This is a genomic window from Mannheimia granulomatis, from assembly GCF_013377255.1.
Classification (GTDB): Bacteria; Pseudomonadota; Gammaproteobacteria; order Enterobacterales; family Pasteurellaceae; genus Mannheimia; species Mannheimia granulomatis.
Map to the genome: position 1 here is coordinate 183,165 of NZ_CP016614.1, position 16,227 is coordinate 199,391.

A 16,227-nucleotide genomic window follows, 5' to 3' on the forward strand; every position below is an offset into this window, starting at 1 on the left:
GGCTGATACAAGCGGTTAAAAAAGCCTGATTTTTTGCAAAAAAGAACCGAGCATTTCTGTTGCTCGGTTTTTCTGTTTTAATTAAGCTGTTTTAGCAGATGTTTTTGCTTTTTTACTTGGCGTTTTTTCTGCTTTTTTTGCCTCTTTTTTCACAGGTGGTTTATCGGTAGTTGCCACTTTTCTCGTTTTCTTGGGTTTAGTGGTTTCTGTCTGTGAGTGTGTCGTTGCAATCCACTCATTCACCTTGGCTAAGAAGATTTGTCCCATTGGGCGAGGGTCACCGGAGAATAAGGTTTGCAATCTATTATTTTCAATAATATAACGGCGAATTGCTAAACGTTCCTCATGGTTTTCTGCTAAGCGAATTGCGCAGTTAACGTATTCATCTGCGGTTTGGGTAATTAACCATTCCGGTAAACCTAAGCGTTTAAATAAACCTTCATCAATATGTTCATGCACTTCAGGCCCGGTTTTGCAAACGCCTACTAAGCCGAGTGTTACCATATCAATGATGCCATTTGTATTACCAAACGGGAACGGGTTGACCATCATATCACAGCGATGTAACACATTCAGATATTCCTCGTAAGGTAAATGAGCATGAGCAGTTGCATCAGAACCTAAGTAACTTTTAATAAAGCGTTCTACATAAGGGTGTGTAATACCACTTGATTGGCCTAAGGCAAAATGAAAATGCACTTTCACTTTTGCTCTATCACGGATCGCTTTTAAGGCTTCAAGGAAATAAGGGTTTAGCTTCATGGTTGTTGATGCAATACCGATATTCACCACTTCCGGTTTTTCACGTAGGTTATAAACGACGGAATTCGGTGCTAATGCAGATGGTACATAAGGCAGGGCATCTTTTGGTAAGCGTAATAATTTTTCGCTAAAACACTCCTCAGTCCCTACATAATCATCTTCTACCACAACATATTCAATAAAATCAGAATGAGTTGTTGCCGGATGACCGAGTGCCACGGCTTGAATCGGAGCAAAACGGGCATTGCTGGCAAAAATAGTGGTTAAATCCATACCGATACTTGGCATATAGAATACTGCAGGACCGTTTTGCTCACAAAGTTCTCTAATAAACCAAAGGCGATCAAATAACGTTCCCTCTTTTGGTGTTTCATGGAATTCATCAAAAACAGCACGTCCTGCTTCATCAACTGCTTCACTACCTAAGCCAATCAAATAAAAATGCTCACGAGCAGCAACCATTGAGGTTGAATGGGTTCGATAAATAGAGTGTGCAGAATGGAAATGCTCTAATAATACCACCATAACAGGTTTGCCGTTACGCTCGCCTAATTGCGTGATTTGTCTGTCTTCCCAGCCTGCGAATAGTAGATGGCGGCGAATGACCTCGTTTAATGCCCGTTTTACGTCATGTTTGTTTGCTGCTGTATCATAGCTGCAATGCATATAGACATCGTGAGAAATCGAATTAGGCAATTTATTCAGATTTTCAATTTGCGCTAATTTAGATGGGAACCACTGCAAAATTGCCGCACGTTTTGAAAATGCTGTTGCTGTACCAATAAAGCGGGGAGACTGCAGAGCAAAACAAAGCGATGCAGTTAAATCTGGCGATGCTCCCCAAGCAGTATCTAGATTTAATGAGATATTTGATTCCGGCAAATATAAAATGCAAAACTTAATCAACGCGGATAAAGTTGCTTCTAAATCTACGGAGTTGATATCGGTGGTGTTTTTATTTTTATTGTATGAACGCAAAATATGGTCGGCGTTTACATATGGAGAACTTGCGAAAATCAAGGCGATCCAACGTTGCAGAGTTAAAAAGCGCAAAGCACCGTGCTCTGAAATTTCCATTGCAGGATCTTCAAATAAACGGGTAATTGCGACTGCCATTCGAGTACAAAAGTAGATCGCTTGCTCCTTTTCTAAATTGTCAAGTTGGCTCGGCGTGTCAAATTCGATCCCGGAAGTTCCACCGAAGTTGCTATCTAATTTCGAAAGGATAGCTAATAACTCATTACAAGCACCTTCATAATCTTTAGCGGCGACGGCTTTTTCAAAGCGAATAACGCTAGGCAGTTTTTCTTCTGACATGATTTGTCCTTAATTTAATGTTCCCCACAGATCATATTCATCTGCGTTTGTAATTGTGACTGAAATAATTTGGCCCACCGTAATATCTCGGTTTTCAGGTTTATCGACATAAACCAAACCGTCAATTTCCGGTGCATCTGCTTGGGAGCGACCGATAATGCCTTCTTCATCAATTTCATCAACGATGACTTGCAAAGTTTTGCCGATTTTACGTTGCAGACGCTCGGTAGAAATCTGTTGTTGTAGTGCCATAAAGCGGTGGAAACGTTCCTCTTTAATTTCTTCCGGCACTTGATCTTCCATCTCAGTTGCGACAGCTCCTTCAACCGGGCTGAATTTGAAACAGCCTACACGATCTAATTGAGCCTCCTGTAAGAAATCAAGCAGCATTTGGAAATCTTCTTCGGTTTCGCCTGGGAAGCCGACGATAAAGGTCGAGCGAATGGTTAAATCCGGGCAGATTTCACGCCATTTTTTAATGCGTTCCAATGTGCGGTCAATCGAGCCGGGGCGTTTCATTGCTTTCAGGATTTTCGGGCTTGCGTGTTGTAATGGTATATCCAAATACGGCAGGATTTTACCGCTTGCCATAAGAGGAATGAGATCGTCCACGCTTGGGTAAGGATAAACATAGTGCAAGCGCACCCATGCACCGAGCGTGCCGAGCTGCTCGCATAGTGTGGTTAAATCGTTTTTGATTGGCATACCGTTCCAGAACACTGTTTTTGAGCCGTTTTCGCGCTTTTTATCCATTGCATATGCTGATGTGTCTTGTGAGACGACTAAAATCTCTTTCACGCCTGCATCAACTAAGCGTTTTGCTTCGTCCAATACCTGCACAATCGAGCGGCTGTCTAAATCGCCACGCATCGATGGAATAATACAGAAGGTACAACGGTGGTCGCAGCCCTCAGAAATTTTTAGGTAGGCGTAATGTTTCGGCGTCAGTTTTACCCCTTGTTTCGGTACGAGGTTTACATAGGGGTTATATTCCGGGCGTGGCACATATTTATGTACGTGCTGCATCACCGCCTCATAACTATGCGGACCGGTAATTTCCAACACTTGCGGGTGGACCTCGCGAATTTGATTTTCTTTAGCACCCAAGCAGCCGGTGACGATTACTTTACCGTTGTTTTGTAATGCTTCACCGATACTTTCGAGTGATTCTTGCACCGCACTGTCGATAAAACCACAGGTGTTTACAATGACTAAATCTGCACCTTCGTAGCTTGGAATAATATTGTAACCGTCAGAACGTAACTCCGTTAAAATACGTTCTGAATCCACAAGGTTTTTAGGACAGCCTAGGCTGATAAATCCGATATTTGGTGAAGCACTCATATAACTCTCAATATAAAAAATAAAAAACCCTACAATTTGTCTTGTAGGTAAAAAAAGTTGGGCAAGATTTTACAAAATCTTGCCCTAAATAGCGATAACAAGCGGTCAAATTTTAATAAACATTTACAAACTTGAAACTAGCTTAATTTAAGTTCTAATCTAAATCAGTGAGCATAGCAATGACAATCGCAGAAGACTTTTCTGCCGCTAGCGGTAAAAATTCTTCAAAGGAAAGATGAGATTCTTTATCCGCTACATCTGAAACTGCACGCACTACTACGAAAGGCACATCAAAAGCGTGGCAGACTTGAGCAATCGCTGCAGCTTCCATTTCAACCGCAACCACATTTGGGAAGTTTCGGCGGATCTCTGCGATTTTTTCAGCCCCGTTAATAAAAGCATCACCACTACAGATTAAGCCGGAAACCACGTTAAAACCGGCTTTTTGTGCCTCTTTTTTAGCAAATTCCACTAATTCTTCATTAGGGGAGAATGCCGCCGGATTTGACGGAAGCTGCCCGATTTCATAACCGAAAGCAGTAACATCAACATCATGATGGCGTACTTCCGTAGAGATAAGAATATCACCGACATTTAAATTTGAGTCTAAGCCACCGGCAGAGCCTGTATTAATGATTAAATCCGGCTGCACGAGTTGTATAAGCAGTGTTGTACCTACAGCTGCCGATACTTTACCGATTCCCGATTGTAATAATGCCACACGGGTGTGATTGATTTTTCCTTCAAAAATTTTACAGCCGGCTAATTCGGTTACTTTAGGTTCTACCATTAAATTACGTAGAATTTCAATTTCTTGTGCCATTGCACCAATAATACCAATTTTCATCTTTTCTCTTCTTCTGTTTTTATGTGTGAAAACACTATTATAGCATTAATAGTGTGGTGGAGGCGTTTCTTCTGCTTGAGAGGCAATTTGACTTCCTTGGATGCCCTTAAACTTTTCTGCTAAGTGACGGATTTGGGTTTGTAGCTTATCTACAGCAAATTGCTGCTCGATTAGAGATTGGTTTAATTCCTCAATAATCAGCTCTTGAAACGCAACTTTTGTTTCTAATTCGGTAATTCTCATTGAAACTGTATAATTATCATCCATTTTGAGTAAAAAAAGGTTGTGTGAAACGGAATTACACTTTACCCTATCCAAATAATTCTTAACAGTTATTTTTATAAGGAAAAATTATGTTAAAAGCGAAATTATCCACTCTTGCTATTATCACCTCTGCTTTTTTTGCAACTCAGGTAATGGCTGAAGAAAAAGCTGATCCGAAATTTGTTGATGATTCATCTTATGCGGTTGGTGTATTGTTGGGTAAAAATATTGAAGGTGTGATGGAATCACAAAAACACATTTTTACTTATAATCAAGATAAAATTATTGCCGGTGTGCAAGATACGATTAAGAAAACCGGTAAGTTAACCGATGAAGATTTACAAAAGCATTTGAAATCATTAGATGCTTATTTATCGGCTAAAGAAGCGAAAATTACCGAAGAAAAGAATAAAGTAACCCTGGCTTCAGGTGATAAATTTCGTGCGGATTATAAAAAACAATCCGGTGTGAAAGAAACCTCTTCGGGTCTGCTTTATAAAATTGAAAAGGAAGGTGCAGGTAGCTCACCAAAACCGGAAGATACTGTAAAAGTACATTATAAAGGTACATTAACAGACGGCACGGTTTTTGATAGCTCATACGAGCGCGGTGAGCCAATTGAGTTTCAATTGAGTCAATTAATCCCGGGATGGATTGAGGCGATTCCAATGCTGAAAAAAGGCGGAAAAATGGAAATTGTTCTACCGCCGAAATTAGGTTATGGTGAGCGTGCTGCGGGTAAAATTCCAGCGAATTCAACCTTAAAATTTGAAATTGAATTATTAGATTTCAAAGCGGCTGAAGAGAAAAAATAAGCCAAAGCCCTAAGTAATTGAATCTACACAAGCGGTCGGATTTGTTATAAGATTTGCAGGCTTGCGTTTGAATATTGATTAAGTTGATATTCAAGCGTAGGCGTTTTGCAAAATTTTTATAAAATCTGACCGCTTGTATTATGACAAAAAAATTCACGCCTTTTTCAGACGAAGATCATGCTATCCTCGCCTCTTACTTTCCTATCGTTGACGGTATTGCTGCCTTAATTGGTGAGCATTGCGAAATTGTGCTTCACTCATTAGAGTTTCTGGAGCATTCTGCAATTTATATTGCCAACGGGCATAATACTAATCGCAAAATTGGTTCACCGATTACCGATCGTGCATTGAAATCTTTACATCACATGGCAACCGATAGCGTGTCTAAGCCTTATTTTACGAAAGCAAAAGGTGGTGTATTGATGAAATCTATTACTATCGCTATTCGTAACGGAAAACAGCATGTAATTGGTTTATTGTGTGTGAATATCAATTTGGAAGTACCGACCTCGCAATTCTTAAGTTCATTTATTGCCCCGTTAGATACTGAAGCAGAAGTGACTTTTGCCAGCTCGGTAGAAGATTTGGTTTCACAAACCATTCAAACAACGATTGATGATGTGATGGCAGATCGTCAAATTTCCAACAATAATAAAAATCGACAAATTGTCCTTTCATTATTTGAGAAAGGCATTTTTGATATTAAAGATTCCATTAACCAAGTGGCGGAAAAGTTGGATATTTCGCGTCATACGGTTTATCTCTATATTCGGCAAATTAAACAGGATAATGATTAATGGATTATGTATTAGCGGTAAAATCGCCGGTTTATGGTTCTCAAGCGGCATTTTTGGCATACCAAGTGGCAGAAGAGCTTATCAAAGCAAATCACACTATCCGTCAAGTCTTCTTCTTTCAAGACGGAGTCAGCAATGCTAATGCTTTTGTCAATGTCGCAACAGATGAGATTAATTTAGTCGAGATGTGGAAAAACTTGGCAAAATCTCACCGCTTGCCACTACATTTATGTATTGCAGCAGCACAACGCAGGGGCATTGTTGATGAGCAAAGTTCTCATAACCAAGCAAACAATTTAGCCGAATGTTTTACCCTTGCCGGCTTAGGTGAATTTAGCCAAGCAGTGCTAAAAGCCGATAGATTACTGACATTTTAAAATGAAAAAATACAAGCTCGCCTTTTTATTTACACAGCCACCTTTCGGCTCTGCTGTTAGCCGTGAAGGGCTAGATGCTTTATTGGCTGCCAGTGCATTTTGTGATGAACAAGATATCGCGATTTGCTTTTTGAATGATGGTATATTTAATTTGCTTGCCGGTCAGCAACCGGAGATATTGCTGCAAAAAGATCACATTTCTACTTTTAAATTATTGTCGCTTTATGATTTAAATGAGTGCTTTGTCTGCCAAGATTCTGTGAGGGTACGTCAATTAGAGCAAGCGCAGTGGATGCTGGCGAATATCCAATTTAAAACACAGGTGGAGATTTTTACTATTCTCCAACAAGCAGAAAAAGTGCTGACTTTTTAAGGAATATCAATGCTTTATACATTTTCGAAAGCGCAATATGATGCTGAAACGCTAGACACTTTTTTAACGCATCTTAATGAGAACGATGTAGTCGTATTATGGCAAGATGGGGTACTGCAAGCGGTCAAAAATCAAGATTTTTTTGCGAAATTGCCTCGCTGTTATCTTTTAGAACAAGATGTGGTTGCCAGAGGGCTAAATGAATCGCTTCGAATATTTAAAACTCTTTCATTATCTGAATTCATCGGTTTAACTGAAAAAAATTTTCCACAAATTGCACTTTAGCGAATAATAGTTTTGTCAGTAACAGTATTTTAGATTATGATGTAATCAATTCTTAAATGAGGGAAAATCCAATGAAAGCAAAATATCTTGTTTCGTTAGTCGCAATGGTGCCACTATTAGCAACGGCAGAAGAAAATACGACCTGGGTTGATAAACAGCACTCAACAGTCAGTAATAAGTTAGATAGTTGGGCAGATAATATTAATACTTGGTTAGGTGAAACAGACCCGAACAAACCAGGTACTGCAAGCTTACGTGTTATGTTGGATAGCCAATGGAATAAGCATGATAAATTTACTTATAAGCCTCGTGTTCGAGGAAAAATTAAGTTGCCGGTTTTGAAAAAGCATCTTAATGTGGTATTTGGTGATGATGAGTTAGATAACGAAATTACCGATAAAACCCATGTTGGCAAAATGTACAAAAATCTTCCTCAAAATAAACGTTATAATTCCCGAGAGGCTCGAGATTCAAACTCATCTATCGGTTTACGTTGGTCAGATAATATTAAAGCACTTGGTATTGAAACCGACCTCGATGGCGGTATTCGTTCCGGTAGCGATATTTTCGGACGTTTACGTATCAGCAAAGAATGGCAAATTACTGACCAATTCAGCACCCGTTTAGAGCAAATCTACCGTTACGGTACCGAGAGTAAACATTATTTACGTACTAATTTTGAAAATAAATATCAAGAAACGGACACTACGTTTATTATGAACCATACCCATTTTGAATATCGTCATGATGTGGATGAAGAACGCAGTTGGGGAAACAGTTTATATCGCCAGCATAATTTTAAACCGTTAAGTCATATCAGCTACGGTATCTCATTTGGTGGACGTTTAGACAAAGATTTATCAAGATTTAATCATTGGGGACCTTTTGTTAGCTATCGTCAACCGATTTGGCGTAATTGGCTATTCGTGCAACCGGAAATCAGTTTCTATAACGACAAAGACAATAACCGTAAACACTTTATCAATACCTTTGTTCGCTTAGAAGCGATTTTCTAGTAGGCGAAAATAAAAGCGGTCAGAATTTGCAAAAAAATAACAAATTTTGACCGCTATTTTTTATGAGAGATTATGCCCAATATTTGTCAATTTCTGCTCGAATTGCTTCGGCAGTTTGTTTACCTTTTTCACCCACTAAAGCACGACCTGCGATAAAGGCTTTCGCATTTTTGATTTCTTTAAATAGATGAATATCTTCCGGCACGATACCGCCTGTGATCGATAACTCTAAACCTAACGCAGAAAGCTGTTTCATTAATTCAACATCTTCAGCCGTCCAGCCCTTGCCTGCAAGTTCTGCATCACGTGAGCGATGGTAAATGGCTTGAGTAACCCCTAATTCCACCCATTCTTTTGCGTCTTTTTCAACTGTCCAGTTGCCGTAGATTTCAATTTGAATCTCTTTTTTCACTTTAAGTTCAGGGTGTGCTGCATTGAACTCATCTGCCACTTTTTTACAGGCGGCTTTAGTTGCAGGATGAGCAGCTGCTGAAACTGTTAACCAATCTGCACCGGCCTCAAATGCCATTTTGGCTAAAATTGCACCGCCATCGGTAGTTTTTAAATCGCACACAATGATGTGATTTGGATGTAAAGCACGCAGGGTTGAGACAGCTTTCATGCCTTCTGCAAATGCAAGAATAGTACCTACCTCAATGATTTCGACCACCCCTTCAGCCTTTTTGGCATCTGCCACGCCTTTTTCAAGACTAAGGGAATCAAGTGCAATTTGGAGCATTGGTTTTGACATAATTTATTCCTCTATATCTGGAGATTTGTAAAATTTTGGTGTTTTTTGCCCGCTTGTAGAGCGCAATTATTGCGCCCTAGATAAGCTTAGTTTAATGCCGCATCAATTACCGCATATACCTCTTCGGCGGTTTTACAACGGCGGATTTTGTCTAAATCTACACCGGTGTCGCTATCAGGATCGTCTAGGACTTGGGTGATCTCCATTAAACCTTGCATATGTTGGTCAGAATCGCTACCGGCAAGAGTGAGCATTACGTGAACCGGCTCGTCTTCACCATCAAAATAGATTGGGGTATCAAAAGTAACTAAGGCAAATGATGTTTTAATCACCCCTTCTTCCGGGCGAGCATGTGGCATTGCCAGGCCCGGTGCAAGAATGATATAAGGCCCCATTTCTTTAATTTTACTGACAATATTGTCATAGTAACGTGGTTCAATTGTGCCGGCTTTTTCGAGTAAGTCTGTTCCGATTTTAATAGCTTCTTCCCAGTTTGAAGCCGATTGGTTTAATAAAATTGAGTTATTTTCAATAAGAGATTGTTTTAAGTTCATAACATTACCTTGTGCTGCTTAAGGAGGACGTCGCACGGGTTCCACCCGTGCGAGGAGAAATATATCTTAGTAGCTAGAGTTAATCAGCACTTCTTCACCATATCCACCTGCTTGTGGGAACGGTAAGTAGGTAGAGTTGGTAGCACGCAGTAAGCGGATGCCACGAATGCCGGCTTCTTTGGCTGCAAGAATATCGTCATCGCTGTCACCATAGTGGAGCTGAACTTTGTTTTTCAAGATACCGGCAGTTTTGTTATATGTAGTTTTGAGTTGATCTACGCCATGTCCACCCATAAAATTGACCGGGTGCATTTGTTTGATATTCAAGGTTTTTTCCAGTAATGGCGTAACTTGGTCATCTTTACCGGCAGTACGACCGGTGATAAAGAAAATTTGGTCACCACGGGCTTGGTGCATATCAATCAGTGCACGAGCTGCTTCTTTTGGAATTGAGTATTTATCGCAACCTGCGTTGATTTCATCCCAGAACTCTTGTTTTTTCAGATAACTGTGATCTTCCGGTGAGTATTTTTGTTTGCCGTAGTAAAAGCAGCCACTGCTAGCAAGTACAGTATCATCAATATCAAAGCTGACATTCATTGGTGGTTTTCCTTCAAGGCTTGCTTTGATTTGCTCTACTGAAACCCAGTGAATTGGGGCTTGTTGTTTTTCTACGCTGCGTGTATCGAAGCCGGCTTGTGTGTATGGTTCTTTGGGGGCAGCTTGGACTGCACAAGCAACGGTCGCAGATAATAGAGTAATAAGTAAGGTTCGAGAAAGTTTCATATATGGTTCCTTCTGTTTTTGTAGGGAAATCGGGGCAAAAATGCCCCGTCAATTAATAATTATTGTGCCTGATGTTTGTTAATCAACGCAATCAATTCATCACCAAATGAGTTTGGATTCAGCATATTTTGTACGCCTAGTACCGCTTTACCTTCCGGTACTTCGATTTCATTGGCTAAATGCTTGCTGGATACAATAATATCCACCTCATTTAATTTTCCTTTGTAATCAGTTACTGCACAGGAGTCCATAATATTTGGAATGCCGCGTTTGTCTAAGTAACCTTTAATTTTCATTTTCATCATCATTGATGAGCCTTGGCCTGAACCGCATACCGCGAGGATTCGCACAGGATTTGCAGAATTTTCGCTAGAAACGACCGCTTGTACTTCAGCTTTTTCTTCAGTTTTTACTTCGTCTAAGCCGTAGCCGTCTAACTGTTCAAGGGTTAAGCCTTTTGCAGCAGCTTCCGCTTCTTCTGCACGAAGTTGTTTAGATGCGAAGAACATATACACCATAGCGGTTGCCACAATTACGAAGAAGAAGCCCGGAATACTAATAATACCTTGCAGAATTGGTGGGAAGAATAATGCCCAGTCTGCCATACCCATCCAGCCGTTGAAGGTTGTACCTTGGCTTGCCAACATTTGAATAACCCATGCAGAACCTAATACTTCGATGATCCCCATCACAAAACAGATTTTCATTACTGCTTTCCAACCACCGAATTGGTTTGCAAATACACCGATAGTTGCGTTAGAGAAGAACATTGGAATAAAGCCCGGGATAATTAATACCGGAGAGCCTACTGCTAATAAGCCTGCAACTGCGACGAACTGACCGATTGCACCCCACATAAAACCAAATACCATCGCATTTGGTGAGAAGGCGTAGATTGCCGCACAGTCAATTGCTAATACCGAGTTTGGAATCAAACGTTCTGCGATACCTTTGAACGCTTCTGAAAGTTCAGCCACGAACATACGCACACCGGTTACGATGATTTGAATCGCTACTGCAAATTTTAGCCCCATCTCTAGGATATACATAAACCAGTTGGTCTTGCCGGCAAGCTCTTTTAAGTTATCTAAGCCGAAAGAGAGTAAGATAATGCCGAAGAATACGGTCATCACTAATGCGGTTGCTGAGATGCTATCGTGGAAAATATTTAACCAGTTCGGTAATTTCATTTTATCCACAGTGTCATTTTTATCACCGAGTTTTGGTGCAAGTTTTACTGCAATCCAAGAAGCAATTTGTTGTTGGTGACCGATAGAGAAGCCTGCACCACCTGTTACCGCTTGGGTTGGTTTATACATAATATTAGAAGAAATACCCCAATATAGTGCCATTAATACAGAGGTGTAGATAATAGTTTCCCACATGCTTGCACCGATGATCATATAGAACACCGCAACCAAGCCCGCTTGTTGGAACATAATGTGGCCGGTAAGCATAATAGTACGAATACCGGTTAAGCGGCGGAATACTACGAGTAAGATATTTAAGAATAATGCTCCGATTACCGCATAACCTACCCAAGAGTAGTTTTCACCCATAGTTTGAATGGTCGATTGCATACTGGTGTACGGGTCGATAACCGCACCGGTGAGCTGGTGATATTTTGCCAAACCATCAATCACAGGCTTGAAATTAGTCACGAGGAAGCCCGAGCCGGCTTGTACAATCATAAAACCTACGATGGTTTTAATCGTGCCTTTTAGTACAGTTGATGTATCTTTTTTTAGAAGAATGTAACCTAAACAGGCAACAATACCTAATAAGAATGGTGCTTTATTTAACACCTGATCCTTTAAGAAAAGGAGAATTTCGGTTAAAAATTCCATAGGGAGCCTCTTTGATTGAGAGAAATAAAAAATAAAGAAATTAAAAAACTTCAATGAAGTTATCGGAGGAGATAATAAACATTCAATAAAGATTAAAAAAGATTATTTTTTATTATTTGTGAGCAAGATCACATTTTATTTTCCAATTTATATTTTAAATATGATTATTTGATCAAAATTATATTGAATATTATATAGAGATATAGCGCGAATTAATGAGATTAGAATTATTTAATATCAAGATATTAAAAATAGAAAAAATTAGAAGTAGATCACATTTTTGAATAAAAATAGTGTACAAATTTTTTTGATTGTTTATGATTTGTTTTGATTAAAAAAATCATCTTTAATATAAATCAGGAGTCTATTATATGAGCAAAATTCAAGAAATCACACGTGAAAGTTGGATCCTTTCCACATTTCCGGAATGGGGTACTTGGTTAAACGAAGAAATTGAAGAAGAAGTTGTGCCGGAAGGTAACTTTGCGATGTGGTGGCTAGGTTGTGTCGGAATTTGGATTAAAACTCCGGCCGGTGCAAATATTTGTATGGATTTATGGTGCAGTCGTGGTAAATCCACTAAAAAAGTGAAAGATATGGTACGCGGACACCAAATGGCAAATATGGCCGGGGTGCGTAAATTACAACCTAACCTGCGTGCACAACCAATGGTATTAGATCCATTTGCAATCAATGAAGTAGACTTTATTCTTGCCTCTCACTATCACTCAGATCATATTGATGTCAATGTCGCGGCAGCCGTGTGTAACAACCCAAAATTAGATCATGTGAAATTTGTCGGCCCGTGGCACTGTGCTGAGTTATGGAAAAAATGGGGTGTGCCGGAAGATCGTATTATTATCGTAAAACCGGGCGATGTGGTGAAATTAAAAGATGTGGAAATTCACGCATTAGACTCTTTTGACCGCACCTGTTTAGTTACCTTACCGGTAGAAGGCGCGGAAGAGCAAGGTGGTGAATTAGCCGGACTTTGCCCATCTGATGAAGAAATGGGACGTAAGGCGGTAAACTATGTATTTAAAACCCCGGGTGGTAATATCTATCATGGTGCGGACTCTCACTACTCTATTCAATTTGCCAAACACGGTAAAGAGTTTGATATTGATGTTGCATTAAATAACTATGGTGAGAATCCGGTAGGTATTGCCGATAAAATGACTTCCATTGATTTGTTACGTATGGCAGAATGCTTGCGTACAAAAGTAATTATTCCTGTTCATCATGATATTTGGACAAACTTTATGGCAAGTACGCAAGAAATTATTGATTTATGGCGTATGCGTAAAGACCGCTTACAGTATCAGTTCCATCCATTTATTTGGGAAGTAGGCGGCAAATATGTTTATCCACGTGATAAGGACTTAATTGAATACCACCACCCTCGTGGTTTTGATGATTGCTTTGAGCAAGAACCAAATATTCAATTTAAATCAATGCTATAAGTGAGCAGTAACAAGCCACTCTCACTTGAGAGTGGCTTTTTTAATTGAGTTCATTCTGGCAAAAATAACGATAATCTATGGAATATAAGCATGAACGAAAGTTATCGACACAAAGAACTCCTGCACTTACTGGAAGAGCGAAAAGCACTTTCTACCGCGGATATTATGCAATTATTGAATATATCCCCGGCGACGGCACGCCGTGATATCAGCAAACTCGATGAGCAGGGGAAGCTCAAAAAAGTCAGAAATGGAGCAGAGGTGGTTACACCGCCACAAAAAAACTACTCATCTAAAAAAACCAATAATGCAGATGAAAAAAAACGAATTGCTGAGGCAGCAAGTCTTTTATGTAAAGAAGGGGAGAGCCTTATTCTTACCTGCGGCTCAACTATGGAAATGCTAGGAGCTGCATTATGTGGACGAAAATTGCAAATTATTACCAATTATCTACCGCTTGCAAACCAGCTTATTGAGAGTGCACATGATGATGTGGTGATTATGGGCGGGCAATATAATAAAAATAAACGTGTGATGCTTTCCCTTAATACCCAAAATGAAATGAGCTATGCAGCAACGACTATGTTTACCAGCGGTAAAGGGTTGACTTCAGAAGGGCTATTTAAAACCGATATGATAATTGCCAATGCTGAACAACAAATGGCAAAACACGCTGAGCGCTATGTTGTCTTGTTAGACAGTACAAAGCTTGGCAAGAAGATTGGTATGTTATTTAGGGAATTTGCTAAAATTGATTTATTAATTACCGGCAAAGAAGCTGATCCTGACATTATTCAAGAATTACGAGCCAACGGTTTAGAGATTATTTTGGCATAAATTTTCGTAGGGGCGGGTTTTAACCCGTCCTTGGATAGACACATGGGCGAGTTAAAACTCGCTCCTACTCAATTGAGTATTACAGGAGTATTTTAATGAGAAAACACAAACTCGGTATTTATGAAAAAGCTTTGCCAAAGAATATTTCTTGGCAAGACAGACTCTCCATCGCCAAAGCCTGTGGTTTTGATTTTGTGGAAATGTCAATTGATGAGACGGATGAACGCCTTGCTCGTCTTGATTGGAGCAAAAAAGAGCGTGCTAAATTAGTTAAAGCTATTATCAATACCGGCGTGACTATTCCGTCAATGTGTTTATCCGGTCATCGCCGTTTCCCGTTTGGTAGCCGTGACGAAGCCACCCGCCAAAAAGCCTACGAGATCATGGAAAAAGCGATTCAGTTAGCGGTTGATCTCGGCATTCGCACCATTCAGCTGGCGGGCTATGATGTTTATTATGAAGAACAAGATGAAGGTACGATCCAACGCTTCCAAGAAGGCTTAGAATGGGCAGTGGAACTTGCCGCCAGCAACCAAGTGACGATTGCCGTTGAAATTATGGACACCAAATTTATGAGTTCGATTTCTCGCTGGAAAAAATGGGACGAGATCATCAACTCACCGTGGTTTACCGTTTATCCTGATTTAGGTAATCTCTCTGCATGGAACGACAATGTTGCAGAAGAGCTAAAACTTGGTATTGATAAAATCTCTGCCATTCACTTAAAAGACACTTACAAAGTGACCGAAACTTGCAAAGGCCAGTTCCGTGACGTACCATTTGGCGAAGGCTGTGTGGACTTTGTGGCATGCTTCAAAACCCTTGCCGAACTCAATTATCGTGGTGCATTCTTAATTGAAATGTGGACAGAAAAAGCGGATGAGCCAATTGCTGAAATTATTAATGCTCGTCGCTGGATTGAACAAAAAATGAAAGAAGGAGGTTTTATCCTATGAGCCAATTAACGGAATTAACGCCAGCTTTACAAGCACTTAGAGAGCGTGTTTTAAAAGCCAATTTAGAGCTACCAAAGTACGGTTTAGTCACTTTTACTTGGGGAAATGTAAGTGAAATCGACCGTGAAACCGGCTTAGTGGCAATTAAACCGTCAGGTGTAGAATACGATGTAATGACGGTAGAAGATATCGTGCTTATGGACTTACAAGGCAACCGTGTTTATGGTGATAAAAAACCTTCTTCCGACACGCCGACGCACTTAGAGTTATATCGCCAATTTCCTGAAATCGGTGGTGTAGTACATACTCACTCACGTCATGCGGTAGGCTGGGCACAAGCAGGCGAAGACATTCTTGCTCTCGGCACCACCCAAGGCGATTATTTCTATGGTTCAGTGCCTTGCACACGCCGTATGACTCCAGAAGAGATCGGCGGTGAGTATGAACTTGAAACAGGTAAAGTGATTGTAGAAACCTTCCGTAAACGTGGAATTGATCCGAATATGGTACCAGGGGTACTCGTTCACTCCCACGGTCCATTCACTTGGGGAAAAAACGGTCACGATGCGGTACACAACTCCGTTGTGTTGGAAGAAGTTGCATACATGAACTTTATCAGCCACCAAATTCGTCCACAAATTAACTCTATGCAACAAGAGTTGTTGGATAAACACTATCTACGTAAGCATGGCAAGAATGCCTATTACGGGCAGTAATTATAACCAATAAAGAAGTCAGCATAATATGTGCTGACTTCTTTATATCTAATCTTTATAAAAGAGCACTTCCAATTCTTTCCTTTTTGTTTTGAATTTTTGCACAATAATAGTCATTTT

At 40.1% G+C, this 16,227-nt stretch carries 18 protein-coding genes; 10 read left to right on the forward strand and 8 right to left on the reverse strand.

Going from position 1 to position 16,227, the window contains the following annotated elements; genetic code table 11:
- Nucleotides 1–81: 81 nt before the first annotated feature.
- From A6B41_RS00865 to A6B41_RS00880, 4 genes are all read right to left on the reverse strand, one after another.
- Nucleotides 82–2,079: a UDP-glucose:protein N-beta-glucosyltransferase gene (locus A6B41_RS00865; RefSeq protein ID WP_027073438.1), complete on the reverse strand. Its 1,998-nt coding sequence runs from the start codon at nucleotides 2,077–2,079 to the stop codon at nucleotides 82–84.
- 9 nt (nucleotides 2,080–2,088) lie between these two features.
- Nucleotides 2,089–3,423: a 30S ribosomal protein S12 methylthiotransferase RimO gene (gene rimO, locus A6B41_RS00870; protein ID WP_027073437.1), complete on the reverse strand. Its 1,335-nt coding sequence runs from the start codon at nucleotides 3,421–3,423 to the stop codon at nucleotides 2,089–2,091.
- Between the two features lie 154 nt (nucleotides 3,424–3,577).
- Nucleotides 3,578–4,270, reverse strand: coding sequence for a 5'-methylthioadenosine/S-adenosylhomocysteine nucleosidase (gene mtnN, locus A6B41_RS00875; protein ID WP_027073436.1), 693 nt, complete (start codon nucleotides 4,268–4,270; stop codon nucleotides 3,578–3,580).
- A gap of 45 nt (nucleotides 4,271–4,315) precedes the next feature.
- Nucleotides 4,316–4,537, reverse strand: a complete 222-nt coding sequence (locus A6B41_RS00880) for a SlyX family protein (RefSeq protein ID WP_027073435.1) — start codon at nucleotides 4,535–4,537, stop codon at nucleotides 4,316–4,318.
- Between the two features lie 86 nt (nucleotides 4,538–4,623).
- Here A6B41_RS00880 and fkpA point away from each other — a divergent pair, with 86 nt between their 5' ends.
- The 6 genes from fkpA to A6B41_RS00910 all read left to right on the forward strand — a co-directional run bounded on the left by fkpA (nucleotide 4,624) and on the right by A6B41_RS00910 (nucleotide 8,197).
- Nucleotides 4,624–5,349: an FKBP-type peptidyl-prolyl cis-trans isomerase gene (gene fkpA / locus A6B41_RS00885; RefSeq protein ID WP_027073434.1), complete on the forward strand. Its 726-nt coding sequence runs from the start codon at nucleotides 4,624–4,626 to the stop codon at nucleotides 5,347–5,349.
- Between the two features lie 140 nt (nucleotides 5,350–5,489).
- On the forward strand, nucleotides 5,490–6,146 hold the full coding sequence (locus A6B41_RS00890) for a helix-turn-helix transcriptional regulator (RefSeq protein ID WP_027073433.1): 657 nt from the start codon (nucleotides 5,490–5,492) through the stop codon (nucleotides 6,144–6,146).
- Nucleotides 6,146–6,523, forward strand: coding sequence for a sulfurtransferase complex subunit TusD (gene tusD, locus A6B41_RS00895; RefSeq protein ID WP_027073432.1), 378 nt, complete (start codon nucleotides 6,146–6,148; stop codon nucleotides 6,521–6,523). The genes A6B41_RS00890 and tusD overlap by 1 nt, the downstream gene beginning before the upstream one ends.
- Before the next feature lies 1 nt (nucleotide 6,524).
- Nucleotides 6,525–6,896, forward strand: a complete 372-nt coding sequence (gene tusC, locus A6B41_RS00900) for a sulfurtransferase complex subunit TusC (RefSeq protein WP_027073431.1) — start codon at nucleotides 6,525–6,527, stop codon at nucleotides 6,894–6,896.
- A gap of 9 nt (nucleotides 6,897–6,905) precedes the next feature.
- Nucleotides 6,906–7,181 (forward strand): sulfurtransferase complex subunit TusB, encoded by a 276-nt coding sequence (gene tusB, locus A6B41_RS00905; protein ID WP_027073430.1) that lies wholly within the window; start codon nucleotides 6,906–6,908, stop codon nucleotides 7,179–7,181.
- Nucleotides 7,182–7,252: 71 nt separating this feature from the next.
- Nucleotides 7,253–8,197: a hypothetical protein gene (locus tag A6B41_RS00910; RefSeq protein ID WP_027073429.1), complete on the forward strand. Its 945-nt coding sequence runs from the start codon at nucleotides 7,253–7,255 to the stop codon at nucleotides 8,195–8,197.
- A 70-nt stretch (nucleotides 8,198–8,267) separates the two neighbouring features.
- On the opposite strand, the gene A6B41_RS00915 is transcribed toward A6B41_RS00910, so the two are convergent.
- The 4 genes from A6B41_RS00915 to A6B41_RS00930 form a co-directional block, all read right to left on the reverse strand.
- Nucleotides 8,268–8,948, reverse strand: a complete 681-nt coding sequence (locus A6B41_RS00915; RefSeq protein WP_027073428.1) for a 3-keto-L-gulonate-6-phosphate decarboxylase UlaD — start codon at nucleotides 8,946–8,948, stop codon at nucleotides 8,268–8,270.
- A gap of 86 nt (nucleotides 8,949–9,034) precedes the next feature.
- Nucleotides 9,035–9,502 carry a PTS sugar transporter subunit IIA gene (locus tag A6B41_RS00920; protein ID WP_027073427.1) on the reverse strand — a complete coding sequence of 156 codons (468 nt, stop codon included), beginning with the start codon at nucleotides 9,500–9,502 and terminating at the stop codon, nucleotides 9,035–9,037.
- A gap of 66 nt (nucleotides 9,503–9,568) precedes the next feature.
- Nucleotides 9,569–10,288: an acid phosphatase AphA gene (aphA, locus tag A6B41_RS00925; RefSeq protein WP_027073426.1), complete on the reverse strand. Its 720-nt coding sequence runs from the start codon at nucleotides 10,286–10,288 to the stop codon at nucleotides 9,569–9,571.
- A 59-nt stretch (nucleotides 10,289–10,347) separates the two neighbouring features.
- Entirely contained in the window at nucleotides 10,348–12,135 is a 1,788-nt protein-coding gene (locus A6B41_RS00930; protein ID WP_027073425.1) for a PTS ascorbate-specific subunit IIBC, read from the reverse strand.
- 371 nt (nucleotides 12,136–12,506) lie between these two features.
- Between A6B41_RS00930 and ulaG the strand changes: the two genes are divergently transcribed.
- The 4 genes from ulaG to araD all read left to right on the forward strand — a co-directional run bounded on the left by ulaG (nucleotide 12,507) and on the right by araD (nucleotide 16,107).
- Nucleotides 12,507–13,598, forward strand: a complete 1,092-nt coding sequence (ulaG, locus tag A6B41_RS00935; protein WP_027073424.1) for an L-ascorbate 6-phosphate lactonase — start codon at nucleotides 12,507–12,509, stop codon at nucleotides 13,596–13,598.
- 90 nt (nucleotides 13,599–13,688) lie between these two features.
- Complete coding sequence (gene ulaR, locus A6B41_RS00940; protein WP_027073423.1) at nucleotides 13,689–14,435, forward strand: HTH-type transcriptional regulator UlaR; 747 nt, start codon at nucleotides 13,689–13,691, stop codon at nucleotides 14,433–14,435.
- 95 nt (nucleotides 14,436–14,530) lie between these two features.
- Entirely contained in the window at nucleotides 14,531–15,391 is an 861-nt protein-coding gene (locus tag A6B41_RS00945; protein ID WP_027073422.1) for an L-ribulose-5-phosphate 3-epimerase, read from the forward strand.
- Nucleotides 15,388–16,107, forward strand: coding sequence for an L-ribulose-5-phosphate 4-epimerase (gene araD, locus A6B41_RS00950; RefSeq protein ID WP_027073421.1), 720 nt, complete (start codon nucleotides 15,388–15,390; stop codon nucleotides 16,105–16,107). Before A6B41_RS00945 ends, araD begins: the two co-directional genes overlap by 4 nt.
- Nucleotides 16,108–16,227: the final 120 nt, after the last annotated feature.